Origin of the sequence: Pandoraea iniqua, assembly GCF_902459685.1 — a bacterium.
Lineage (GTDB): Bacteria > Pseudomonadota > Gammaproteobacteria > Burkholderiales > Burkholderiaceae > Pandoraea > Pandoraea iniqua.
This window is the reverse complement of the sequence record NZ_CABPSF010000001.1, coordinates 716637-738933: the sequence shown is the minus strand read 5'-3', so window position 1 is coordinate 738933 and position 22297 is coordinate 716637. Positions and strand designations below refer to the sequence as shown.

Genomic DNA, 22297 nt, shown 5'->3' with positions numbered 1-22297 from the left:
ACGTCACGTTTGCGCCAGTGACTTTTTCCGGAACCCCGGGGCTGCTGGAAAACCCCGAGACCTCGGAAACTTCCCGCCCAGTAAGGGTTCTAACGTCTTTAGCACTCGTCTGGAGAGAGTGCTAAAATGCTTTCCCAGAGGCTAACCAGGAGTCCACCACTTGAGTACTGCCGCCACTTTGCATCCGACGACGCCGGCCACCGGCACGGCGCCGAATTCTCGTGCCCTTGCTATCGCCCCGTCGGCATTGATGCTGCCGGGCAGTCTGGGCAACATCGACAGCTATATTCAGGCTGTTCACCGTATTCCGCTGCTGACCGCCGAGGAAGAGCAGTCGCTCGCCAAGCGTCTGCGCGACAACGACGATCTCGAGGCCGCCCGCCAGCTCGTGCTTTCGCACCTGCGACTGGTGGTTTCGATCGCGCGTAACTACCTCGGCTACGGGCTGCCGCATGCCGACCTGATTCAGGAAGGCAATATCGGCCTGATGAAGGCTGTGAAGCGCTTCGACCCCACGCAGGGCGTGCGACTCGTGTCGTATGCCATGCACTGGATCAAGGCCGAGATTCACGAGTACGTCCTGAAAAACTGGCGCACCGTGAAGGTCGCGACGACCAAGGCCCAGCGCAAGCTGTTCTTCAACCTGCGCAGCCAGAAGCAGGGCCTGCAAGCGTTCACGCCGGACGAAATCGATCAGGTCGCCCGCGACCTGAATGTGAAGCGCGAAGACGTCATCGAGATGGAAACGCGCATGTCCGGTGGCGATATCGCCCTCGAAGGCCATAGCGACGACAGCGACAGCGCCAGCTTCGCCCCGATCGCCTACCTTGCCGACTCGCATCAGGAGCCGACGGCCGTGATCGCTGCCCGCGAACGCGACCATCTGCAAAGCGACGGTCTGCAAACGGCTTTGGGCCGTCTGGACCCGCGCAGCCGCCGTATCATCGAAGCCCGCTGGCTGTCGGTGGAAGACGACGGTAGCGGCGGCGCCACGCTGCACGAACTGGCTGACGAATTCGGCGTCTCCGCCGAGCGCATCCGCCAGATCGAAGCCGCGGCAATGAAGAAGATGAAGGGTGCGCTGCAAGCGTTTGCGTAATCCCGGCTGACATCGGCGCGCGTCTACGTCAGAACGTGCGACACGATGTCACAGCGGCGCCCCACGGCGCCGCCTGAACACAGCAAAGCCCCGCGATGATTCGCGGGGCTTTTTGCTTTCTGGCGCCGGACAAAGTTCGCAGACCAATTGCTTAGGACTTGATGCATCGCAAGGTCTACCGGCAGACCGGTCGATAGAATCGGTTCGTACGTGGCCATGCTACGTGCGAAGGACGGCCCGGGGGGCTGCCCGACGCGCCGGACCCTTGTCTCGAACCCGCTTCTCATCGGCTGCCTGCCAAGGCAGAAGATCCGCATCGAACCAGCGTCATCTGCGTGTCATCCGCCCCCATCCGCCGCGGTTTGACATTTTTAAGCGATAAGGCACAATGCCTCGGAAGTCGACGCTGTTTCCAACACACGACTTTCGACGCCAGGAGCCGTCACGGATGGACACCCACTCTCCTAGCAGTCCGAAGCCTCCCGCCACGGCCACTTCTTCGGCGGCGGCGCATTCCGCCCTCGCCGGCTGGCTGATCAGGCGCTGGCGTACCCGCCCTTCCCGTTTCATGCTCGAAATCCTGATCGTTCTCGCGATCAAGGTAGTACTCCTTTTCATTCTGAAAAACGCGTTCTTCGACGCCCCGATGGCCAAGCACATGTACTTGCCCCCGGACGTCGTGGCCCGCGCCCTGATCGGGCCGCCCGCCGCAGAAACGCCATCCCCCACCCCAAGTCAAGGTGTCCGCCATGATCAGTAGCGAAGTCGTTGACCTCTCGCGCTTGCAGTTCGCCATAACGGCGCTGTATCACTTTCTGTTCGTCCCGCTCACGCTGGGTCTCTCGTGGCTGCTTGTCATCATGGAGTCGGTCTACGTGATGACCGGCAAGCAGATCTACAAGGACATGACCCAGTTCTGGGGCAAGCTCTTCCTGATCAACTTCGCCATGGGCGTGACCACCGGTCTCACGCTCGAATTCCAGTTCGGCACCAATTGGGCGTACTACTCGCACTACGTCGGTGACATCTTCGGGGTGCCGCTCGCCATCGAAGGCCTGATGGCGTTCTTCCTCGAAGCCACCTTCGTCGGCCTGTTCTTCTTCGGCTGGAACAAGCTCTCCCGCATCGGCCACTTGGCCACCACCTTCGCAGTGGCCCTCGGCTCGAACCTCTCGGCGTTGTGGATTCTCGTGGCCAACGGCTGGATGAACAATCCGGTCGGCGCGCACTTCAACTACGAGACGATGCGCATGGAGCTGAACAGCATCTGGGACGTGATCTTCAACCCGGTCGCGCAGGTGAAGTTCGTGCATACGCTCTCTGCGGGCTACGTCACGGCTGCGATGTTCGTGCTCGGTATCTCGGCGTGGTATTTGCTCAAGCGTCGCGACGTGCCGTTCGCACTGCGCTCGTTTGCGGTGGCCGCCGGCTTCGGTCTCGCGTCGACACTCTCGGTGATCGTGCTCGGCGACGAGTCGGGCTACACCACGGGTGAAGTGCAGAAGGTCAAGCTCGCCGCCATCGAAGCCGAGTGGGAAACCGCCAAGCCGCCCGCATCGTTCACGCTGTTCGGGTTCCCGAACCAGAAGGAAGAGCGCACCGACTTCGCCGTGAAGATTCCTTGGGCGATGGGCCTGATTGCCACGCGCTCGGTCGATACGCCGGTCATCGGTCTCACGCAACTGCGTGACGAGCACAAGGACAACATCAAGCGCGGCATGATCGCCTTCGCCGCCCTCGAGAAACTGCGCAGCGGCGACACATCGCCGGCCGTGCGCGCCGAGTTCGACAAGTACAAGGATGATCTGGGCTACGGCCTGCTGCTCAAGAAGTACACGCCGAACGTGGTCGATGCCACGCCCGAACAGATCCACATGGCCGCGAACGACACCATTCCGCCGGTCGCGCCGGTGTTCTGGTCGTTCCGCATCATGGTCGGTCTGGGCTTCCTGTTCCTGTTCACGTTCCTGTGGGCGTTCTGGCTGTGCGCGCGCCGCCGCTTGCTCAAGCCGCGCTCGGCGTGGTTCTTGCGCTGGACGGTGTGGGCCATTCCGCTGCCGTGGCTGGCCGCTGAATTCGGCTGGATCGTGGCTGAAATGGGCCGTCAGCCGTGGACCATCGCCGGCATTCTGCCGACCCATCTCTCGACGTCGTCGCTCTCGGCGGGCGATCTGTATCTGAGCCTCGCGGGCTTCATCATCTTCTACACCGCGTTGCTCATCATCGAGATGTTCCTGATGGTGAAGTACGTCAAGCTCGGCCCGTCGTCGCTGCATACCGGCCGCTACCACTTCGAGACGGAAGACGGTGCGACCGGGGCCATTGGCCGCGACCGCCCGGCCTCGGTCTGATCGTCAGGGAGAAACCACATCATGATGATCGATTACACCGTACTCAAGCTGATCTGGTGGGTGCTCATCGGCGTGCTGCTGATCGGCTTCGCCTTCTTCGACGGCTTCGACATGGGCACCGGCACGCTGCTGCCGTTCCTCGGCAAGACGGACGCGGAGCGCCGCGTCATCATCAACACCGTTGCCCCCACTTGGGAAGGCAATCAAGTCTGGTTCGTGACGGCAGGCGGCGCGATGTTTGCCGCGTGGCCGCTGGTGTATGCCGCCGCGTTCTCGGGGCTCTACTGGGCGCTGCTGCTCGTGCTCTTCGCGTTGTTCCTGCGACCGGTCGGCTTCGACTATCGCAACAAGCTCCCGAGCGCGCGCTGGCGGACGTCGTGGGACTGGGCACTGTTCGTCGGCAGCGTCGTGCCGTCGCTGGTGTTCGGCGTGGCGTTCGGCAATCTGCTGCTCGGCCTGCCGTTCTCGTACGACAACACGCTGCGCTCCACGTACACCGGCTCGTTCTGGGCATTGCTCAACCCGTTTGCGTTGCTGTGCGGTCTGGTCAGCGTGCTCATGCTGGTGACGCACGGTGCGGCCCACCTGCGCATGAAGGCCGATCCGCTGGTGGCCGAGCGCGCGGGCCGCATCATGCGGATGACGGCGCTGGGCACGTTGTTGCTGTTCCTCGTCGCCGGGGTGCTCGTTGCTACGCACGTCGACGGCTTTGCCATCACGCAGATGGCCTCGACCGGCGCGCCGGCCAACCCGCTCATGAAGCAGGTCACCACCGGCCCCGGCCTGTGGCTCACCAACTACCACACGTATCCATGGATGATCGCGGCGCCCGTCGTCGCTTGCCTGTGCGCGCTGCTGGCAGCGTTGCTCGCCACTAGCCGTGCCTACGCGTGGACGTTCGTGATCACGGGGCTGATGATGGCCGGCATCATCCTCACGGCGGGCTTCTCGATGTTCCCGTTCGTGATGCCGTCGTCCACCGCGCCGGGCAGCAGCCTGACGCTCTGGGATGCCAGCTCGAGCCAGCTCACGCTGCAAATCATGTTGATCGCCGTCGTTGTCTTCCTGCCGATCGTGCTCGCTTACACCGGCTGGGTATACCGCGTGGTTCGCGGTCGCGTGACGATCGACGAGGTCAACGAAAACCCGCACACGATGTACTGATCAAGGAGCTGCGACATGTGGTATTTCTCTTGGGTTCTCGGCCTTGGCCTCGCGCTCGCGTTCGGCATCATCAACGTGATGTGGTTCGAGGCGCACGACGATCTCGAACGGCGCAGTCAGGAAGGTAGCTGAACGTCGAACGCGCCCCTCGGGGCGCGTTTTTGTTAGGGCAGCACAAAGACCGAAATCGCCGGTCCGGCGGCCAAGCCCGCACGAAGCACTCGCAGTACCGTGGCGCCTCTCTGACTGAAACGATGAGGTTTGCCATGCTTCCAAGTGCGACCGGCGCTGCCAGTGTTACCGGCATTACCGGTAATAGCGATGTTACGGCCGCCAATCGTTGCAACGCGTGCCGGCAGCGTGAGAGTTCGCCTGCCGTCGACGATCTCGACTATGTGGCTCGCTGCCGCCCCGACGCGGAAATCATCAATCGAACACCGTCGCAACTGGCGTGCTTGAGGCGTGTGCTGGACACGCCACATACGGCACTCCTTGCCGAGCATCTGACCGACACGGGTATGTGGCCCGACGCCGCGGCAGACCTTCTCGCCCAGCTGGCGCATTGCCCCGATGGGGAACTACGCCGTCGCATTCAGGCCACGCCGACACTGCGCGATTGGTTCGGGCATCTTGCGCAGCCAGTATCCGACCGGCCGGACAACGACGCGTTGATCCTGTCGTTGCGCGTGCTTCAGTTGTTCGCTCACCCCACGAGTGTGCCAGTCGTGTTCGACCCCATTCGCCGGACTGTCCTCCTCGCTTATGCACCCGGCCGGGCGCCGCACGATGGTGCAGTCCCGGCTGACGGCGTCATCGCACGAGCCCTGCTCGACGCCGCCACGTGCCACCCGCCGTATCTGGTCAATCGCCCGGCGTTCAATGCGAGTCGCAACGCGCTGGATTTGCTGGTGCGAACCAACGACATCGATGGCCGCCGTCAGCGGTCTCCGTTCTGGCAGAACGGTACCGACTACTGGTCACACGGGGGCGAGGTGGTGCGCTTCGTCTCCACGCACCTCACGCCGGAATTCGAGGCATGGCTTGAAGCCCGGCGCGACACGGCCGTGTCGCACAGCTTTCGCTATATCCACCGGGACGCAGGTGCCGTCCCACCGCCGACGCGCGCATAAGTGGCGCATCACGTCACCATGCCGATGACAAATCGACGGATCACGCCGCCTGCAGGGTCCGATCACCGCGTCGCCGTCCACGATCTTCACGAGGTCTCAGATGTTCCCAATGTCCAGCCGTATAACCCAAGCCACGTTTCACGGCGTGCGCCAGTTCGCTCAGGAGCCCATCAGGGCCGACATGCTCGGTTACGTGGCCCGCCGCGAACCGGGCGCGCCTGTCGAATGTCGTGATGCGTGCGAAATGAGCCATCTGCTCGCCGTGATCGACACGCCAACGGCGGCACTGACACTGAACGCGCTGCTCGATACCGGCATGCTGGCCGAGGGCGCGGCCGACTTGCATACGCGTCTGTCGACATGCCGCGACGGCGAAATTCTGCGCCGCATCATGGCGACACCCACGCTGCGCGACTGGGCCAGCGACGCCACGTGGCAGTTGCCGAGCGAGTCTCACAATCGGTCGTTGATGTTGTCGCTACGGGTGCTGCAACTGTTCGGGCACACCACGAGCGTGCCGGTGGTGTTCGATCCGGAAAACCGGCGCGTCGCGTTTCACTACGTCGCTTGCGACGCACCCGTCGGCACGACGGCGGCAGGCGCGCCGGATCGCGATGGACTGCGCGACGATCGTTTGCGCATGTTGCTGCACGACGCCGCCGACGGACGCAACCCGAGTGATCCGTTCCATCGCGCCAGCCGCAACGCGCTGATGCTGCTCGTGAGTGCCAACGACATCGATGGCCGTCGTCAGCGCGCGCCCCACTGGCAACGTCAGTGGGATCACTGGCGACACGGCAACGACCACGTGCGTACGCTGTCGACGCGGCTCACGCCCGAGTTCGAGACGTGGCTAGCGGCCCGGCGCGAGACCGCAGTGTCGTACAGTCAGGACTATGTATTCAGGAAAGCGCTGACGCCGCAGGACCGGCATCCGGAGGGCGCCCCCATCGGCTGGCAGCGTCGATAGGCGCAAAAAAGGGCGGCTCAAGGCCGCCCTTTTCAAGGCAAATCATGGCAAATCGCGAGACTCCCGATGCGCTGCGCTTAGCTCAGCAGCGTCTTCAGATCCTGCGCCATCGCGTCGACCGGCTCATCCGGACGCATGAACAGACGCAGTTGCCCCTTCGGGTCGAAGACATAGATACCGGCGGTATGGTCGATGGTGTAGTTGGTCGGCGTCGAGCCTTCCACCTTGTTGACCACCACGCGGAACGACTTGGTCACTTGCTTGAGCGCTGCATCGTCAGCCGGGCGCAGCCCCACGAACGCCGGGTTGAACGCCGGCACGTACTGCCCCATCAGTTCCGCCGTGTCGCGCTGCGGATCGACGGTCACGAAGAGCACCTGCACGTTCTGCGCGTCCGGGCCGAGCTTCTGCATCACCTGATTGAGTTCGGCCATCGTGGTCGGGCACACGTCCGGGCAATGCGTGTAGCCGAAGAACATCACCACCGCCTTGCCTTTGTAATCGGCGAGCGTGCGCGTCTTGCCCTGCGGGTCGAGCAACGAGAAGTCCTGCGCGAACTCCTTGTTACCGGTGATATCGAGACTCTGGAACGTCGGACCGTCCTTGCCGCAGGCGGCGAGCAAAACGGTAAGTCCCATCAGAAACATCGCGCGGCGCAACCAGATGACAGCAAGCTTCATGAAGAAATGACCCCGAAACAAAGGAAAGGCATGGCCTGAAAAGACAACAGGCGCGCCGGCAGAGAAAACCGTCACGCGCCTGTCATCGTCTTCATCAGATCGTTAGCCGAGCATTAGCCGAGCAAATAGATCTGCACGTAATGATCGATCAGCAACGCCGCGAACAGCAGCGAAAGGTAGACGATCGAATAGCGGAACATCGAGCGCGAGAGCGCATCGGAATAGTGGCGCCACAACTTGATCGCGTAGCCCAGGAAGATGCCCGAGAGCACCACCGCCGACGCCAGATACAGATAACCGCTCATGCGATGCGCAAACGGCAGCAGCGAGACGGCAAACAGCACCACGCTATAGAGCAGGATCTGAAGACGCGTGTACTTTTCGCCGTGTGTATTCGGCAGCATCGGTAGGCCGGAATTCACATAGTCCTGACGGCGATAGAGCGCGAGCGCCCAGAAGTGCGGCGGCGTCCAGACGAAGATGATGAGCACCAGAATCCACGCATCGGCCGGCACGGCGCCGGTCACGGCGGCCCAGCCGAGGGCCGGCGGCATCGCACCCGCAGCACCGCCGATCACGATGTTCTGCGGCGTCGAGGGCTTCAGGATGATGGTGTAGATGAGGGCGTAGCCGACAAAGGTGCCGAGCGTGAGCCACATCGTGAGCGCGTTGGTGTACGTGTAGAGCACCACCATGCCGGCAGCACCCAGAATCGTCGAGAAGACGATGATCTGCCACGGTGCGATTTCGCCCCGGGCGGACGGACGCCACGCGGTGCGGCGCATGAGCGCGTCGACGCGTTGCTCGATCAGGCAGTTCACGGCAAACGCGGAACCGGCGAGCAGCCAGATACCGATGGTGCCGCCAATCAGCACCTGCCACGGCACCATACCGCGCGTGGACAGGAACATGCCGATGACGGCGCAGAACACGGCGAGCTGCGTCACACGGGGCTTGGTCAACGCCCAGTATTGCGAGATGCGGCTAGCCGGCGGATGGGGAAGGGTCGTGCTTTTCATACACTCAGAGGCAATGCGCTACGCCGAGCCAGTCGGGGCGCCAGCGAGTGGTGCGGCAGCCGGCTCCGCTGCGGGGAGGGGCTTCTGGCGGGCGGGATCGGCAGACGGATCCAGTGGATTCAGATCGGCCGAAACAGACGCCGCCCGGGCGGCGCGAATGCGGTAGTTTAACATAACAAGCAATAGCAACAGGACCGCCGCCCCACCGTTGTGCGCAATGGCGTTCAGCAGCGGCCACTGGAAAACGATGTTCGACAGCCCCGTCGCAAACTGCACGAGGACAAGCATAAATACCAGAGTTGCGGGCCGCCGTAGCGCGGCATGTCGTCGCAGGCGCGTCGCCAGCCAGCCCAGATAAAGCACCACGATCACCGCGAACGTCCGGTGCGCCCAGTGAATCGCGACGAGCGCGTCCATCGGAATCACCTCGCCGCCGGCCGTCTTGCCCAGCTCGCGCCAGAGCTTGAAGCCATTGTGGAAATCCATCGGCGGCACCCACTGACCTTGACACGTTGGGAAGTCAGTACAGGCGAGCACGGCGTAGTTGGTACTCACCCAGCCGCCCAGCGCAATCTGGAACACCAGCAACGCCAGTCCGATCAGCGCCGCCCAGCGCCAGCGCAACGCGCTGGGATCAGCCGCGATAGACGACCCCGGTGAAGCAGGCACCTGACTCGACGCGAGCCACGCCAGCGAGCCCAGCAAAGTGAGCGCCAGCATCAGGTGCGTCGTGACGATTACCGGCTGGAGCTTCATGGTGACCGTCCACGCACCGAACGCGCCCTGCACGCACACGAGAACGAACAGCCACGTAGCGAGCCACGGCGACTGCACCGGCACCTGACTTGCCCGTCCCTGCACCGTTCCTTGCACCGCCGCGACACGGCGTCCCCGCGCTTTCAGCCACTTCGTCCAAGCCATCACCATCAGCACGATGATGAGCACCCCCACCGCCATGGCGAAGTACCGGTGAATCATCTCGATCCACGCTTTGACGAACGTCACCGGCCCGGTCGGCAGCATCGACTGCGCGGCGTGGATGTCGGCATGCGCCGCAAATGGCGACGACGTGCCATAGCAGCCCGGCCAGTCGGGACAGCCGAGCCCCGAATCCGTCAGGCGCGTGAAACCGCCGAACATGATCAGGTCGAGCGTGAGAAAGGTCGTCACCCAAGCCAGTTTGCGGTACTTGTCGGCGTCGCGGCGCAGCAGCACCCAGCCCAGCGGCAGCACCGCGATACACAGGCCGATGAAGCCCAGTTCCAGAAGGTAAAGCATCGGTTTTACGTCAATCCTTCGTCATGTCCGGCGCGTGCTCGCGGCCGACGTTCCATCATGCGGTCAGTGACCGCCCTTGCCCTTGCCGTGGCGCCGATCAACCCGTACCCGACCACTTCAGCAGCCGCGTCAGGTCGCTCTTGATGCGGCCCGGGTCGGGGTTCTTCGGAAACGCCATCATCAGATTGCCCAGCGGGTCGACCAGATAGATGTGATCGCGCAGGCCCGTGCCCTCTTGCGTCGGCAGCCAGTTGGCCAGTGCCACCGGGTCGGCACGCAAACGGCGCGTGTCTTCGTAGGCCGTGTCGAGCTTGTCAGAGACGGCGTTGTCGTCCGTCACCAGCCAGATCGTTTCCACCCGCGTGCGCTCGTTGCCCTGCAACACGCGGATCTGCCGCATGTAGAAGAGCTTGCTCACGCAACTCTCATCGCACGCCGCCGTATCTGCGCTGATCAGCAGCCACTTGCCCTTGAGCGACGTCAGCGGCAGTGCTTCGTTGGTTTCGTCGTCGCGTACGACCAGCGCCGGCAACGGACGCTGCGGCTCGATCAGCTTGCCGTACGACGACGTGCCGCCCTGCGGCTTGAACACGAAATACATCAGATAGGCCGCCACGGCCGGTGCCGCGCACACGGCAAACAGCAGCACCAGCATGCGCCGCGCCTTACGGCGTTGCACCGGGTCGATCGCCGGGGTACCGGGTGCGGATTTGGCCTGCCCGCTGGTCACATCTGCACTCATATCCGCCTCATGTTCTGCGCTGGGGTTGCCAGCCGACGGCCGCGCTTGTAAGCCATGCGCAGCCCCAACAGCGCGAGGATCAGCGACATGCCGAACCACTGCGCCATATAACCATAGTTGCGATCTGCGCCGCTTGCCGGTGCCGGCCAGTCGCGCAGCAGATGATCGCCCGTGTCGTTCGTCTGCATGATCACGAACGGCTGCAACGGCAGGCCGGTCTCGCGTGCGTAGTCGCTCACGTCGAGATTCTGCCGGATCATCAGCCCTGCCGCCGAGCCGCCATGCCCCAGCTCGAAGGCACGCGACGGATCGGGTTGGGCCAAGCCCTCGATCGTCACGTCGCCCGCAGGGGTCGGGTACGGCATGATCGCGGCGCGATCGCGCAAGTCGCGTGGCAGCCAGCCGCGGTTCACCAGCACAACGCGCTCCGGCGTGACCTGCAACGCCATCACCACGTAGAACCCCGGGAGTTCGTTGCGCGGACGGTTATCCAGATACACCACGCGATTCTGGAGAAAATGCCCGGTCACGCGAACCCGCCGGTTGGCGACATCGGTCAACGCATAAGCACGCGCATTCAGGCCACGCTCGAGCTCGACCACCGGCGCGTGCTCAGCCTGTTCGATCTTCGCCTGACGGTCCAGCCGCAGGTGCGCGCGGCCGTATTGCCACACGCCCAGCGCGGCGGTCAGCGCCACGCCCAGCACAATCAGCAGCGTCGGCACGGGCCGCATGCCGCGAAAAAGGGTTTTCAACACTTACGTTCCTTGTCTGGCAGCGCGTGAGAGCCCTCGCGCACACTGCATTGCAGCGTGCCAGCCGGGGCTCGTTGCCCGATAATGACGCATTCCCGTCATTCAGCCGATTATGCGCATTCTCGTTGCCATCGCCTTCATCTTGATTCTCGGCAGTCTGGCGTCCGCATTGTTCTTCATGATGCGGGACAAGGGCCGGTCCAATCGCACCGTCCATTCACTTATGGTGCGCGTCGGCCTGTCGGTGACGCTGTTTCTGCTCATCCTGTTTGCCAACTGGATGGGCTGGATTCACAGCACGGGCATACGATACTGAGTCCCGCGAGCAAGCCCTGCGGCAAATCGCCGCACCCATCACTTCCTCGTCTTGCCGCGCGCGCCCCGAGTGCAGTGACGTTCTCTGAACGTTCGTCACGGTGCGCGTCGACGCGCCGGCCCTGCCGCCAAGCATTGCTGCGGCATATGGCCGCATTCTCAGCGGCGTTCTGCCACATTCCCTGCATTCCCCGGATTCCCACAGCGGGAACGCTACAAACAGAAACGCCGCCGGAGTCCGGCGGCGTCTCACACCGATCGATACGCGGTTTGTACTGACCGGCGTTAAACCATCAGAGCCAGTACACCACGACGTACAGACCCAGCCACACCACGTCCACAAAGTGCCAGTACCAAGCGGCGCCTTCGAAGCCGAAGTGATGCTCCGGCGTGAAGTGGCCCTTGATCAGGCGAATCAGCATGACGGAGAGCATGATCGCGCCCAGCATCACGTGGAAGCCGTGGAAACCCGTGAGCAGGAAGAACGTCGAGCCGTACACGCCCGAGGTCAGCTTCAGGTTCAGCTCGGTATAGGCGTGGTGATACTCATACGCCTGAAAGCCCAGAAACACGAAGCCCAGTACGACCGTGGCAAACAGCCAGAAGATCGCGCTGCCACGATGATTCGCACGCAACGCATGGTGCGAAATCGTGAGCGTGACGCCCGAAGTCAGCAGCAGTGCCGTGTTGAGCGTCGGGATCGGCCACGGGCCCATCGTTTCGAACGCATCAACCACACCGGCCGGGCCGGCATTCGGCCACACGGCGGTGAAGTCGGGCCAGAGCAGCTTGTTATCGAGATCGCCGAGCCACGGCATCGCCAGCGTGCGCGCGTAGAACAATGCGCCAAAGAACGCGGCGAAGAACATCACCTCGGAGAAGATGAACCAGCTCATCCCCCAGCGGTACGAGACATCGATGCGCTTGCTGTAAAGCCCGCCCTCCGACTCGGCAATCGAATCGCCGAACCACGAGCGAAGGACCCACAGCACCCACAGCAGGCCGGCCAGTGCTGTCCACGGCGCCCACGGCAGCCCGTTGACCCACGCCGCCGCCGAGCCGAGCACCACCAGCAGGCCGATGCTGCAATTGACCGGGTGGCGCGATGGCGCCGGTACGAAGTAATAAGGCGCCGTTTGGTGTTGACCACTCATTCTTATCTCTCCAGGCTTGGTTCTCTTTGTCTGAATCACGTCGCGAGGCGGATGGCGAGCTTCGCCAGCAGCACCAGCGCCACCACGAACAGGATGCCCCCGATCAGTCCCGCGATAATCAGATGCACAGGGTTGAGCTGTGCCATGTCGCGGTCGTGATCACGCCCCTTGCGCACGCCGAAGAACGACCAGAACACCGCTTTCACGGTCTGGACAAACGACAGCTTGCGACGGGTCGCCTCCTTGAGGTCATCCATTGCTGCCCTTGCCTCCGCTTCCACCCGTTAGCGCACCCGGCACCGTCACCGGGGCGTTCGACACATCCGCACGCTGGTTGGCGTCGGCTTTGCCGAGATCGAAAAAAGTGTAGGACAGCGTAATCGTCGTCACATCTTTTGGCAGTTTCGTGTCCACCACGAACACCACCGGAAATTCCTTGGCCTCACCGGCCCTGAGCGTCTGCTGCGTGAAGCAGAAACACTCGATCTTCTTGAAGTAGCTCGCCGCCTGCGCCGGTGCGTAGCTCGGAATCGCCTGCGCCCGAACTTCGTGCGGCTGCTGGTTCGCCACTTCGTACTCGATCGTTGCGATCTGCCCCGGGTGAACGGTCAGACTGCTCTTCGCCGGCTTGAACCGCAACGGCCCCTGCGCATTCGCATCGAACTCGACGATGATCGTGCGGCTCTCGTCGACTTGCGAATTGCGCGCAGTCAGCTCGTTCGTGCGATCGCCCAGCTGGTTGATGCCCACGAGATCGCAGAACGCGCGGTAGAACGGCACCATGGCGTAGCCGAAACCGAACATCACCGCGACCAGCAGCAACAACTTGCTGAAGGTGCGCACATTGAGCCGCCGCATACCCGCCATATTCATCCTTTTCCATCTCGCCGGACGCCGGTTGCCCGGCATCCGGTGCCCTGCTTGCGCGCTTAGCGTCAGATCCCGCCCAACAACTTGGCCTTGATCATTACGCCGAAGAAGAAAATCGCAACCACCGACGCCAGAATCAATCCAGTGCGCAGGTTCTTCGCGCGCTGTTCACGAGCGAGTGCCATGTTCAATGCACCTTCGGCGGCGTCTCGAACGTGTGGAACGGTGCCGGGCTCGGCACGGTCCATTCGAGACCTTCCGCGCCATCCCACGGCTTGGCTTCCGCGGCCGGGCCGCTACGCCACGTCGGCAGCGCAATGAAGAACAGGAAGTACACCTGCATCAGGCCGAAACCGAACGCGCCGATCGTCGCGATCTGGTTGAAGTCCGTGAACTGCGCCGGGTAGTCGGCATAGCGTCGCGGCATGCCGGCCAGCCCCAGGAAGTGCATCGGGAAGAACGTCACGTTGAACGTGATGAGCGAGCCCCAGAAGTGGAACTTGCCGCGCCACTCGTTGTACATGTGGCCCGTCCACTTCGGCACCCAGTAATAGAACCCTGAGAAGAGCGCGAAGAGTGAGCCGGCCACTAGCACATAGTGGAAGTGCGCCACCACGTAATAAGTGCCGTGCATCTGAATGTCGAGCGGGGCCAGCGAGAGAATCAGCCCGGTGAAGCCGCCCATCGTGAACACGAACAGGAAGCCCACGGCGAAGAGCATCGGCGTTTCGAACGTGAGCGCGCCCTTCCACATCGTGGCAACCCAGTTGAACACCTTCACGCCGGTGGGCACCGAGATCAGCATCGTCGCGTACATGAAGAACAGCTGGCCCGTCACCGGCATACCGGTCACGAACATGTGGTGCGCCCACACCATGAACGAGAGAATCGCGATCGACGCCGTGGCGTACACCATCGAGCTATAGCCGAACAGCGGCTTGCGCGAGAACGCCGGAATCACCTGCGAGACGATCCCGAACGCCGGCAAGATCATGATGTACACCTCGGGGTGACCGAAGAACCAGAAAATATGCTGGTACATCACCGGGTCGCCGCCGCCCGCTGCGTTGAAGAACGACGTGCCGAAGTGACGGTCCGTGAGCAGCATCGTGATCGCGCCCGCGAGCACCGGCATCACGGCGATGAGCAGGTAGGCAGTGATCAGCCACGTCCACACGAACATCGGCATCTTCATGAGCGTCATGCCCGGCGCGCGCATGTTCAGAATGGTCACGATGATGTTGATCGCGCCCATGATCGACGAGGCGCCGAGAATGTGCGCGCCGAAGATCGCCAGATCCTGGCCCGGACCCATCTGCACCGACAGCGGCGCGTACATCGTCCAGCCGGCTGCCGTGGCACCGCCCGGCACGAGGAACGACGAAATCAGCAGCAGACCGCCGACCGGCAGCAGCCAGAAGCTGAAGTTGTTCATCCGCGCGAAGGCCATGTCCGACGCACCGATCTGCAACGGGATCATCCAGTTCGCAAACCCCACGAACGCCGGCATGATCGCGCCGAAAATCATCACCAGCCCGTGCATGGTAGTGAGCTGATTGAAAAACTCCGGACGAATGAATTGCAGGCCCGGTTCGAACAATTCCGCACGGATCATCAACGCCATCACGCCGCCCGAGAGCAGCATGACGAACGAGAAGATCATGTACATCGTGCCGATGTCCTTGTGATTCGTCGCGAACAGCCAGCGACGCCATCCGTGCGGATGGTCGTGCGCGTGATCGTCGTGACCCGCCACGTGATCGTGAGCGATGGAACTCATACCCAATCTCCTTCCTCGACTTGGTCGAACGGCACTTAACTATTCTTCGCTGCGCGCACAGCGTTGGCGGCATCGCCGGCATTGGCCGACTTGTTGCCACGCGCTTCGCGCACCTGTGCCGGCTGAACGACGTCGCCGGTCTTGTTGCTCCACGAGTTGCGCTCGAACGTAATCACGGCGGCCAACTCCACATCGTTCAGATGCGACCAGTTCGGCATCGCATTCTTGCCATGCAGCACGATGCTGATGTGATCGGCCACCGGGCCCGTCACGATCTTCCCGCCATCGAGTGCCGGGAAGGCACCGCCGCCCTTGCCGTTCGGCTGGTGGCAGACCGCGCAGTTCGAGGCGTAGACCTTCTGGCCACGCTCCATGAGTTCCGCCACGGTGTAGGTCTTGTTGGGATCGTCGGCGGAAGCGGCCATCAGCTTCTTCTGCGCGTCGACCCACTTGGTGTAGTCCTCGTCAGAGACGACCTTCACCACGACCGGCATGTACGCGTGTTCCTTACCGCACAGCTCGGTACAGAAGCCGCGATACTCGCCCACCTTCTCGGCCTTGAACCACGTGTCGCGCACGAAGCCGGGAATCGCGTCCTGCTTGATGCCGAAGGCCGGCACGTAGAACGAGTGAATCACGTCGTTAGCCGTCGTGATCAGGCGCACCTTCTTGTTGACCGGCACGACCATCGGGTTATCGACTTCTTGCAGGTACGTATTGCTCTTGGCTTCCTGCCCGTCGATCTGGCTGCGCGGCGTGCTGAGCGTGGAGAGGAACTTGATGCCCTCGCCGTCGCCCTTGAGGTAGTCGTAGCCCCACTTCCACTGATAGCCGGTGACCTTGATGGTCAGGTCGGCGTTGGTGGTGTCCTTCATCGCCACCACGGTCTTCGTGGCGGGCAGCGCCATCAGAATCACGATGACGAACGGCACGACCGTCCAGATCACCTCGACCGTGGTGCTTTCATGGAAATTCGCGGGCTGATGGCCCTTGGATTTGCGGTGCTTGAAGATCGAATAGAACATCACACCGAACACGCCGATGAAGATCACCAGACAGATGATCAGCATCATGTTGTGCAGACTGTGAAGCTCTTCCGCAAGCTTGGTGACTGGCGGCTGGAAGTTGAGCTCGTTGACGGCCGGTCCCCCCGGCATATCGGAGACCGCCGCCACTGCCAGTGCCGGAGCGCCGGCGAGCAGTGAGGCGCCCGCAAGGAAAGCCGCCAGGGCATGTTTCGTTTTTTTCATAGCTTCCTTACCCAAAATTACCATCCAAATCCTCCCTGGCGGTCGCCCGAGATCGTCTCCATCTCTCTCAGGCCTCTTGGGCAAGACAACGGCGCAGCTCGCGCGCAAACGTTTCGCGGCGATGCGGCGCAAGGTAGGCACCGACAGTGACCGAGCGACCGCCCGAGCGCAAGATGATGCGCAAACGCGGCGGTTTCTCGATGTCGATGCGTACCCAGCGGGGATTGAACTCGTATTGCGTCAACCTCTGTGCTGAACGTTGCTCGACCACAAGGCTCACGGGCGACAACCGAATGACCTCGTAATCTGTGGCATGCCGGGCATGAATGACGAACGCAACGCCCACCACGAGCAAGTCCAGGCCTGTGAACGGCAAGACCAACCACCCACCGCGCCACGCCGCAATCAAGGCAACACCCAGCGACACGGCGGCCAACGACAGGTAGAACAGGACAAACTGGCGCGGCGATATCGCGCAGTTGCGCTTGTGCTTCCATTCCTTCGTCACCGATCCGGCTTCGGAAGAAGAGGCTGCGAGCATCGCCGTCACCCGTGGGGCATTTTGGGTCTTTCATGTCCGACGGCCGGGAACTAGTTACGTCCGGGCCGCGACAAACTGCCGCATTATAGAACGCGCTATCTCGAAGCGACAACATTGATACCGAGTATTTGGCGCGCCATAGCATCCTCCTGAACTCATTGATGCAAAAGGGAAATCCGGTTATTCCCTTAGCTGGCGAAGCGCGCGCGGAAGCGTCTACGGGATACTCCCTATGCTTTGCGCGTTTGACACATTGCAACACGACACAAGTCATTGCGGTGTCCTGAATAGCCCGTCGCCGATCTTGTCGAACACCACTCACCGCATTGCCGGCTGCCCCATTGTCTTGGTCGCGACACATTCGCCGTCGCCTGCCGATCCATTGCGCGCGTTGCGATGTGATGCAATGCGGGATTCGTCCGATATCCATCAACAGTAGACGTTGCACCGGATTTCGCGTGCGACGTTATGTCGCGCCCGTCGCGGGGTCGCGCCGTGACAACACTCAGGCGATACGGCAACGACCGTGACGAGCCGCACGCGTTGTCGCGTGCTACAAGCGATGCATGTTCCCTACATGAACGCCGATGCCGGCGAAACGATGCCATGCGTTGCGCGATCCTTCACGCGTTTGCCGACGGTCTGCAAACGCTTCAGACGGCCTCCGACTTCGACGCACTGCACGCGACGCTGCAATCGTTGTGCGGTTTGCTCAGACAACGCTATTTCCGCTATCAGGGGCAGTTCACGTTGCCACGCGGCGATGCGGCAGAGCCCGACGTCTCCAACTACCCCGAAACGTGGCAGCGCCGTTACCACGAATGCGGCTATGCCGCCCTCGACCCCGTGCTCGCACGAGCGCGCACGCAACTAACGCCCGTCGAGTGGACACCGGACTTGTTCGCAACGCCGGAGGCATCGCGTTTTCGCTGCGAACAAACGGCGGCTGGACTTTGCACCGGCGTGACGTATCCGATCTTTGCGCCGTCCGGCGCGGCGGGCATGTTGAGTCTTGCCGCCTCGGATGCCCGCCCTCGCCCGCGTTTGCGTGCATGGACGCAGCACCTCGGCGCCGCGTTGGCGATGCATGTGCACGACGCTGCGTGGCGCATCGTCCAACGCGACGCCACAAGCACTTTGCCTCCGGCACTGACACCACGCGAACGCGAATGCCTGCAATGGGTGGCACGCGGCAAAACATCATGGGAGATCGGCCGCATCCTGACCATTTCCGAACACGGTGTGGTCTTTCACCTGCGCAGTGTGATGCGCAAGTTCGAGGTGTCGAGCCGGCACCGCGCGGCAAAACTGGCCAGCGAATACGGTTTGCTCGACGAAGTGAATTGAAGGCAGTCACACGAAGCGGCGCAATCGCGTGACACAGTTCGGCATCATGTTCGCGACATAGATATCGCCATGAGCGTCGACGGCAAGCCCGTGGCCGATGGCGCCAAAGGTACGGCAGCGTCCGATCAACTGTCCGCTCGGCGTATAGGCGCAAAGACGCGGCGTCTGATCGGTCACATAGAGGACGCCGTCGTGACCGATAGCGATCGCCGTCGGCAGATGCAGCCCGCCGATGTCACCACGCCACTCGCCGTCGATCGCAAAGCATTGCACACGATGATTCTCACGATCCACGACCCACGCCTGATCCTCCGCATCGATGGCGATCGCGTGGGGATTGCTGAAGCGCCCGCGCTCGCTCCCGATGCCTCCCCAACTGCGAAGGTGGCGTCCGTGTGACGAGAATCGATGGACGTGCGAATTGCCATAACCATCGGAAACCAATATCTCTCCGCTCGACGCCACCGCGACGCCAGTCGGATGATTGAACGGCTCGCGCCATCTCGGCTCATCCGCGATGCCCAGCGTGATATCGAGTGCGCCGTCGGTTTCGAATCGATGCACGCAATGACGATCGGAATCGACAAGATACAGGCGCCCTTTCGGATCGAAGCAAGCGCTGTGTCCGTGCGTGGTGGTGTCGTATTGCCAGATGCCATGTGCTTGGCCATCGTCGCCGAACCATCGCACGACAGGATTACCTCGCATGATCAGTGCAACACCAAGTGTCGGGTGAATCGCAACGTCGGAGACGAACGCCCGACTCAGATCCACCCCGGAAAACGGCGCAACGTCGACGTGATAGCGTCGAGCCCCCAGCGCCACGACGCGCGCTTCGCTACAAGCCGGTGCGGCGGTCATGCGTCGGCGCCTTTGACGACGTTGCCGGACGCGGACGTTCGTTCCCGCCGCGTCACCAGATCTGCGAGCGTCTTGTAGCGTGTCAGCGTGAAGGTATCGCTGGCGGCGTTCACGAACTCGCCGCCGCCCAGCCGGCCAATCGGTTTGAGTTCGCGAAGATTCACCTGATGCGTCGCCGGATCGAGCAAGGCATCCTCCACATGCGCTGCCAGCACCGTGCCGAGCACGACCCACCCGCCCCCGGGAGCTGCATTGATCTCGATGATGTCGCGCACGGCGCACTCGAACGCCACGCTGGCCTCCAGCACGCGCGGCGGCCGCACGCGAGAAGACGCAACCGGCGTCACGCCGGCCAGTTCGAATTCCGATTCACCGGGTGGCAGCGGTGCCGCCGAAAGATTCACGGCTTCGATACACGATTCACTCGCCACGTTGACGACAAACTCAGGCACCGCTTCGATATTGCGCAGCGTGTCCTTCTTGCGCATCGGCGGCGGTGGCACGACCGGACAGAACAACACCGTCATTGGCACACAGCACACACCCATGAAGTACGCATACGGCGCGAGATTCGGCCGCCCCTGTGCGTCGACCGTGCTCACCCAAGCAATAGGACGTGGCAGGATCGTGCTCATCATGAAGTTGTAGATACGGGCTTCGTCGAGTGTCGCGGGATCTATCAGCATAGGGTCTCTCGATAAGCGCGCGATATGCGCAATTCAGGTGTGGGAAGTGCGGGAGCAGTGCGTGAGGAATGAGTGAGAAATACGTGATGAATGGGAGATATTTGCGTGAGGCGTGTGTACTTAAATCGTCACCGCCTCGTCCATCAGACGAAGCACCTGATTGGCACATCCCCACGACAGCGTGAAGCCGCCACCGCCGTGACCGTAGTTGTGCAGCAATCCGGAATGCCGGCCATCGCGTTCTACGCGTGCGCTGCGCCGCATCGGCCGAAAGCCGACGCGCGCTTCGATGAGATCGAGTGAGTTGACCCCTGCACAAAGGCGCGCGCAACGTCGAACGATGTCGCCGATCTGTCGCTCGCCGATGACCGTTGACGTCATGTCCGGATCTGCTGTCCCGCCGAGGACGATGTCGTGACGCCGCTCGACCACGTAAGTCGGGCGCAGCGGGTCGGTGTCGTCGACGAAGCACCCATGCACCGCGTCGTGACGCCGGGCGCGCACCACCACAGCACGGGAAAGCGACAGTTCCCTGTCACCGAAGGCCGCGCCGCCGTAGCCGCAGCAATTCACCACACAGTTGGCGCCGTCAAGCAAGGTGGCTGGGTCACTGACGCGTGCGAGAACGAACCGGCCGCCGAGATCGAGAAACATGCTCATCAGGTAGCCGAGATAGGTACCGGTGTCGGCGACGGGCACGTCCATGCGATAGGCGCAGGCGTAACGTGACGGCACATCGGCATCCAGTCGCACGACGCCCGGCACGCACGCTGACCACCATGGCGTGCCCACATCGCGCTCGAAGTATTCCGTGAGCGATCGCATGACGACACCGGACGCCTCATCGTCGGACAGGCGCGTCATCGCCGCATAGGTCTGACGTGCGTTCTCGAGATAGACAAGATCAGGGGCCTGATAAAACGGATGCCAGATCGCGGCGGCCAACGCGGAGGTCGTCTGCGCAGGGGCTTCCGCCGCATGAATGGCCACGTCGCAACCGGCCATCGATAGCGTCACGGCAGTCGTAAGACCGCTGACGCCCGCACCGACGACGATGACGCGTTGGCGCGTCACGGGCGGCCCCGCATCGGCATGTCGATGGTGTCACCGGGGCAAATGGGCGGCGCGAAGACGCCAGCGTCGGTGGCAATTTCCGCCGTATCGCACGCCACACGCGCACAGGCGTGTGGGTCCTTGAGACCGCTCCCCGTCCCCAGCAACACCACGCGTGCGCCCGGCGCGATTCGCCCACGGGCAATGCTGTCGCTGAGTGCGGCGTGCCCGGCCGCGGCCGACGGCTCGAACCACAACCCGTAGCGTTGCGACAGGATCTGGGAAGACGCCATGATCTGCGCATCGGTCACGACGACGCATTCGCCTTGCGTCATCCGTAACGCCTGCAAAGCCGCCAGATGGTCACGCGGACGAGCCACCGCGAGACTGTCTGCCACGGTGTCCGGCGTGACGGGCGTCGGTGACGATGGCAGCGGGCCAGACGCGCCGCTGACGAGCCAATCATGCGCGATGCTGTGCGAACTGCTGGCCTGCGCGGCGAGCAAGCGAGGCACCCGTGCCGTAATGCCCAAGGTGTGTAGGTCGAGGAACCCCGTCGCGATCCCCGACAGGATATTGCCATCGCCGGTCGGCACAACCACCCAGTCGGGGACATCCCAACCCAGCGTTTCGGCGATCTCGAATGCGCATGTCTTCTTGCCTTCACGGGTGAACGGATTGAATCCCGTGTTACGGCAGTACACATCCGGTGCATCGGCCATCGCGACGGCGACATCGAACGCCTCGTCGTAGGTGCCATCGATCTCTCGCACCTGTGCACCGTACGCGCGTATCTGCGCGAGCTTGGCGTACGGGGTGTGCCTCGGCACGACCACGGTCGCAGGCAACTGCTGCGACGCGGCGATACACGCCAGCGACGCGCCTGCGTTGCCCGTCGACGCGGCAACCACGCGCGTGCATCCCAGCCATCTGGCGGCGGCAAGCACCAACTCCGTTGCGCGGTCCTTGAGCGAGCCGCTCGGATTGCGGCTGTCGTCCTTCACCCAGAGGTGTACACCGTCGTCGGCACCCAGCGCGAGCAATGGCGTGTCGCCCACGGCAAGGCGGCTCGACCAACGCGACGACACCGGCAAGAGCGATGCGTAGCGCCACATGCCCGTTCCGCAAAACGAGGCGACGATGTCGGCCGCCGCGAGTGACTCGCCGGCGCTATCCCTCTCGACACGCTCTACGCGCTCGATGCGTAGGTTGTGACCGCACAAGGGACACAGATAGCAAATCATGCCCCAGT

24 protein-coding genes and 1 pseudogene are annotated in these 22297 nt (G+C 62.8%); 9 read left to right on the top strand and 16 right to left on the bottom strand.

Features of this window, described 5'->3' with window-relative positions:
• Positions 1 to 160 precede the first annotated feature (160 nt).
• The 7 genes from rpoH to PIN31009_RS03250 all read left to right on the top strand — a co-directional run bounded on the left by rpoH (position 161) and on the right by PIN31009_RS03250 (position 6714).
• The gene (gene rpoH, locus PIN31009_RS03280) at positions 161 to 1099 is read left to right on the top strand and encodes an RNA polymerase sigma factor RpoH (RefSeq protein WP_058377123.1); all 939 of its coding nucleotides are present in this window, start codon (positions 161 to 163) and stop codon (positions 1097 to 1099) included.
• A 448-nt stretch (positions 1100 to 1547) separates the two neighbouring features.
• Positions 1548 to 1859, top strand: a complete 312-nt coding sequence (gene cydP, locus PIN31009_RS03275) for a cytochrome oxidase putative small subunit CydP (RefSeq protein ID WP_150682976.1) — start codon at positions 1548 to 1550, stop codon at positions 1857 to 1859.
• On the top strand, positions 1849 to 3450 hold the full coding sequence (locus tag PIN31009_RS03270) for a cytochrome ubiquinol oxidase subunit I (protein WP_150682975.1): 1602 nt from the start codon (positions 1849 to 1851) through the stop codon (positions 3448 to 3450). Before cydP ends, PIN31009_RS03270 begins: the two co-directional genes overlap by 11 nt.
• 27 nt (positions 3451 to 3477) lie before the next feature.
• Positions 3478 to 4614: a cytochrome d ubiquinol oxidase subunit II gene (gene cydB / locus PIN31009_RS03265; RefSeq protein ID WP_058380053.1), complete on the top strand. Its 1137-nt coding sequence runs from the start codon at positions 3478 to 3480 to the stop codon at positions 4612 to 4614.
• A 15-nt stretch (positions 4615 to 4629) separates the two neighbouring features.
• Complete coding sequence (gene cydX / locus PIN31009_RS03260; protein WP_064675025.1) at positions 4630 to 4746, top strand: cytochrome bd-I oxidase subunit CydX; 117 nt, start codon at positions 4630 to 4632, stop codon at positions 4744 to 4746.
• 134 nt (positions 4747 to 4880) lie between these two features.
• Positions 4881 to 5744, top strand: a complete 864-nt coding sequence (locus tag PIN31009_RS03255) for a hypothetical protein (protein ID WP_150789277.1) — start codon at positions 4881 to 4883, stop codon at positions 5742 to 5744.
• A 109-nt stretch (positions 5745 to 5853) separates the two neighbouring features.
• Positions 5854 to 6714, top strand: coding sequence for a hypothetical protein (locus tag PIN31009_RS03250; protein WP_150789276.1), 861 nt, complete (start codon positions 5854 to 5856; stop codon positions 6712 to 6714).
• 77 nt (positions 6715 to 6791) lie between these two features.
• On the opposite strand, the gene PIN31009_RS03245 is transcribed toward PIN31009_RS03250, so the two are convergent.
• The 5 genes from PIN31009_RS03245 to PIN31009_RS03225 form a co-directional block, all read right to left on the bottom strand.
• Positions 6792 to 7394, bottom strand: coding sequence for an SCO family protein (locus tag PIN31009_RS03245; RefSeq protein WP_058380052.1), 603 nt, complete (start codon positions 7392 to 7394; stop codon positions 6792 to 6794).
• 113 nt (positions 7395 to 7507) lie between these two features.
• On the bottom strand, positions 7508 to 8413 hold the full coding sequence (cyoE, locus tag PIN31009_RS03240) for a heme o synthase (protein WP_150682971.1): 906 nt from the start codon (positions 8411 to 8413) through the stop codon (positions 7508 to 7510).
• A gap of 18 nt (positions 8414 to 8431) precedes the next feature.
• Positions 8432 to 9691, bottom strand: a complete 1260-nt coding sequence (locus tag PIN31009_RS03235; RefSeq protein ID WP_150682970.1) for a COX15/CtaA family protein — start codon at positions 9689 to 9691, stop codon at positions 8432 to 8434.
• 97 nt (positions 9692 to 9788) lie between these two features.
• Complete coding sequence (locus PIN31009_RS03230; protein ID WP_150682969.1) at positions 9789 to 10433, bottom strand: SCO family protein; 645 nt, start codon at positions 10431 to 10433, stop codon at positions 9789 to 9791.
• Entirely contained in the window at positions 10430 to 11167 is a 738-nt protein-coding gene (locus PIN31009_RS03225) for an SURF1 family protein (protein ID WP_150789630.1), read from the bottom strand. Before PIN31009_RS03225 ends, PIN31009_RS03230 begins: the two co-directional genes overlap by 4 nt.
• Before the next feature lie 133 nt (positions 11168 to 11300).
• On the opposite strand from PIN31009_RS03225, the gene PIN31009_RS03220 reads away from it, so the two are divergent.
• On the top strand, positions 11301 to 11504 hold the full coding sequence (locus PIN31009_RS03220) for a twin transmembrane helix small protein (protein ID WP_058377116.1): 204 nt from the start codon (positions 11301 to 11303) through the stop codon (positions 11502 to 11504).
• Positions 11505 to 11796: 292 nt separating this feature from the next.
• On the opposite strand, the gene PIN31009_RS03215 is transcribed toward PIN31009_RS03220, so the two are convergent.
• The 7 genes and pseudogenes from PIN31009_RS03215 to PIN31009_RS03190 form a co-directional block, all read right to left on the bottom strand.
• Positions 11797 to 12657, bottom strand: coding sequence for a cytochrome c oxidase subunit 3 (locus PIN31009_RS03215; protein WP_058377115.1), 861 nt, complete (start codon positions 12655 to 12657; stop codon positions 11797 to 11799).
• A gap of 35 nt (positions 12658 to 12692) precedes the next feature.
• Positions 12693 to 12914, bottom strand: coding sequence for a DUF2970 domain-containing protein (locus tag PIN31009_RS03210; protein WP_058377114.1), 222 nt, complete (start codon positions 12912 to 12914; stop codon positions 12693 to 12695).
• Complete coding sequence (locus PIN31009_RS03205) at positions 12907 to 13524, bottom strand: cytochrome c oxidase assembly protein (protein ID WP_150789629.1); 618 nt, start codon at positions 13522 to 13524, stop codon at positions 12907 to 12909. Before PIN31009_RS03205 ends, PIN31009_RS03210 begins: the two co-directional genes overlap by 8 nt.
• Positions 13525 to 13592: 68 nt before the next feature.
• Entirely contained in the window at positions 13593 to 13712 is a 120-nt protein-coding gene (locus tag PIN31009_RS28075; RefSeq protein ID WP_212677134.1) for a cytochrome oxidase small assembly protein, read from the bottom strand.
• A 2-nt stretch (positions 13713 to 13714) separates the two neighbouring features.
• A complete protein-coding gene (gene ctaD / locus PIN31009_RS03200; protein ID WP_150682968.1) occupies positions 13715 to 15307 on the bottom strand; it encodes a cytochrome c oxidase subunit I in 1593 nt (530 codons plus the stop codon).
• A 47-nt stretch (positions 15308 to 15354) separates the two neighbouring features.
• A pseudogene (gene coxB, locus PIN31009_RS03195) lies at positions 15355 to 16581 on the bottom strand (cytochrome c oxidase subunit II); the annotation flags it as partial.
• A gap of 43 nt (positions 16582 to 16624) precedes the next feature.
• Positions 16625 to 17098, bottom strand: a complete 474-nt coding sequence (locus PIN31009_RS03190) for a DUF2244 domain-containing protein (protein ID WP_150683432.1) — start codon at positions 17096 to 17098, stop codon at positions 16625 to 16627.
• Between the two features lie 606 nt (positions 17099 to 17704).
• Between PIN31009_RS03190 and PIN31009_RS03185 the strand changes: the two genes are divergently transcribed.
• Positions 17705 to 18445 (top strand): autoinducer binding domain-containing protein, encoded by a 741-nt coding sequence (locus PIN31009_RS03185; RefSeq protein WP_174995960.1) that lies wholly within the window; start codon positions 17705 to 17707, stop codon positions 18443 to 18445.
• 6 nt (positions 18446 to 18451) lie between these two features.
• On the opposite strand, the gene PIN31009_RS03180 is transcribed toward PIN31009_RS03185, so the two are convergent.
• From PIN31009_RS03180 to PIN31009_RS03165, 4 genes are all read right to left on the bottom strand, one after another.
• Positions 18452 to 19306 (bottom strand): NHL repeat-containing protein, encoded by an 855-nt coding sequence (locus PIN31009_RS03180; protein WP_150682965.1) that lies wholly within the window; start codon positions 19304 to 19306, stop codon positions 18452 to 18454.
• Positions 19303 to 19992, bottom strand: a complete 690-nt coding sequence (locus PIN31009_RS03175) for a flavin reductase family protein (RefSeq protein ID WP_150789273.1) — start codon at positions 19990 to 19992, stop codon at positions 19303 to 19305. The genes PIN31009_RS03180 and PIN31009_RS03175 overlap by 4 nt, the downstream gene beginning before the upstream one ends.
• A gap of 120 nt (positions 19993 to 20112) precedes the next feature.
• Positions 20113 to 21066, bottom strand: a complete 954-nt coding sequence (locus PIN31009_RS03170; protein WP_150789272.1) for an FAD-dependent oxidoreductase — start codon at positions 21064 to 21066, stop codon at positions 20113 to 20115.
• Complete coding sequence (locus PIN31009_RS03165) at positions 21063 to 22160, bottom strand: threonine synthase (protein WP_174996921.1); 1098 nt, start codon at positions 22158 to 22160, stop codon at positions 21063 to 21065. Before PIN31009_RS03165 ends, PIN31009_RS03170 begins: the two co-directional genes overlap by 4 nt.
• Positions 22161 to 22297 lie beyond the last annotated feature (137 nt).

Excerpts from the sequence above, each read along its gene's own strand:
- PIN31009_RS03220 (WP_058377116.1), top strand. The coding sequence starts at position 11,301 with ATGCGCATTCTCGTTGCCATCGCCTTCATCTTGATTCTCGGCAGTCTG.
- PIN31009_RS03245 (WP_058380052.1), bottom strand. The coding sequence starts at position 7,394 with ATGAAGCTTGCTGTCATCTGGTTGCGCCGCGCGATGTTTCTGATGGGA.
- PIN31009_RS03210 (WP_058377114.1), bottom strand. The coding sequence starts at position 12,914 with ATGGATGACCTCAAGGAGGCGACCCGTCGCAAGCTGTCGTTTGTCCAG.
- PIN31009_RS03235 (WP_150682970.1), bottom strand. The coding sequence starts at position 9,691 with ATGCTTTACCTTCTGGAACTGGGCTTCATCGGCCTGTGTATCGCGGTG.
- PIN31009_RS03230 (WP_150682969.1), bottom strand. The coding sequence starts at position 10,433 with ATGAGTGCAGATGTGACCAGCGGGCAGGCCAAATCCGCACCCGGTACC.
- cydX (WP_064675025.1), top strand. The coding sequence starts at position 4,630 with ATGTGGTATTTCTCTTGGGTTCTCGGCCTTGGCCTCGCGCTCGCGTTC.
- ctaD (WP_150682968.1), bottom strand. The coding sequence starts at position 15,307 with ATGAGTTCCATCGCTCACGATCACGTGGCGGGTCACGACGATCACGCG.
- PIN31009_RS03215 (WP_058377115.1), bottom strand. The coding sequence starts at position 12,657 with ATGAGTGGTCAACACCAAACGGCGCCTTATTACTTCGTACCGGCGCCA.
- PIN31009_RS03175 (WP_150789273.1), bottom strand. The coding sequence starts at position 19,992 with ATGCTGATAGATCCCGCGACACTCGACGAAGCCCGTATCTACAACTTC.
- PIN31009_RS03165 (WP_174996921.1), bottom strand. The coding sequence starts at position 22,160 with ATGTGGCGCTACGCATCGCTCTTGCCGGTGTCGTCGCGTTGGTCGAGC.
- PIN31009_RS03205 (WP_150789629.1), bottom strand. The coding sequence starts at position 13,524 with ATGGCGGGTATGCGGCGGCTCAATGTGCGCACCTTCAGCAAGTTGTTG.
- PIN31009_RS03225 (WP_150789630.1), bottom strand. The coding sequence starts at position 11,167 with ATGCGGCCCGTGCCGACGCTGCTGATTGTGCTGGGCGTGGCGCTGACC.
- PIN31009_RS03255 (WP_150789277.1), top strand. The coding sequence starts at position 4,881 with ATGCTTCCAAGTGCGACCGGCGCTGCCAGTGTTACCGGCATTACCGGT.
- PIN31009_RS03270 (WP_150682975.1), top strand. The coding sequence starts at position 1,849 with ATGATCAGTAGCGAAGTCGTTGACCTCTCGCGCTTGCAGTTCGCCATA.
- PIN31009_RS03190 (WP_150683432.1), bottom strand. The coding sequence starts at position 17,098 with ATGCTCGCAGCCTCTTCTTCCGAAGCCGGATCGGTGACGAAGGAATGG.
- cyoE (WP_150682971.1), bottom strand. The coding sequence starts at position 8,413 with ATGAAAAGCACGACCCTTCCCCATCCGCCGGCTAGCCGCATCTCGCAA.
- PIN31009_RS03250 (WP_150789276.1), top strand. The coding sequence starts at position 5,854 with ATGTCCAGCCGTATAACCCAAGCCACGTTTCACGGCGTGCGCCAGTTC.
- cydP (WP_150682976.1), top strand. The coding sequence starts at position 1,548 with ATGGACACCCACTCTCCTAGCAGTCCGAAGCCTCCCGCCACGGCCACT.
- PIN31009_RS28075 (WP_212677134.1), bottom strand. The coding sequence starts at position 13,712 with ATGGCACTCGCTCGTGAACAGCGCGCGAAGAACCTGCGCACTGGATTG.
- PIN31009_RS03185 (WP_174995960.1), top strand. The coding sequence starts at position 17,705 with ATGCGTTGCGCGATCCTTCACGCGTTTGCCGACGGTCTGCAAACGCTT.
- PIN31009_RS03180 (WP_150682965.1), bottom strand. The coding sequence starts at position 19,306 with ATGACCGCCGCACCGGCTTGTAGCGAAGCGCGCGTCGTGGCGCTGGGG.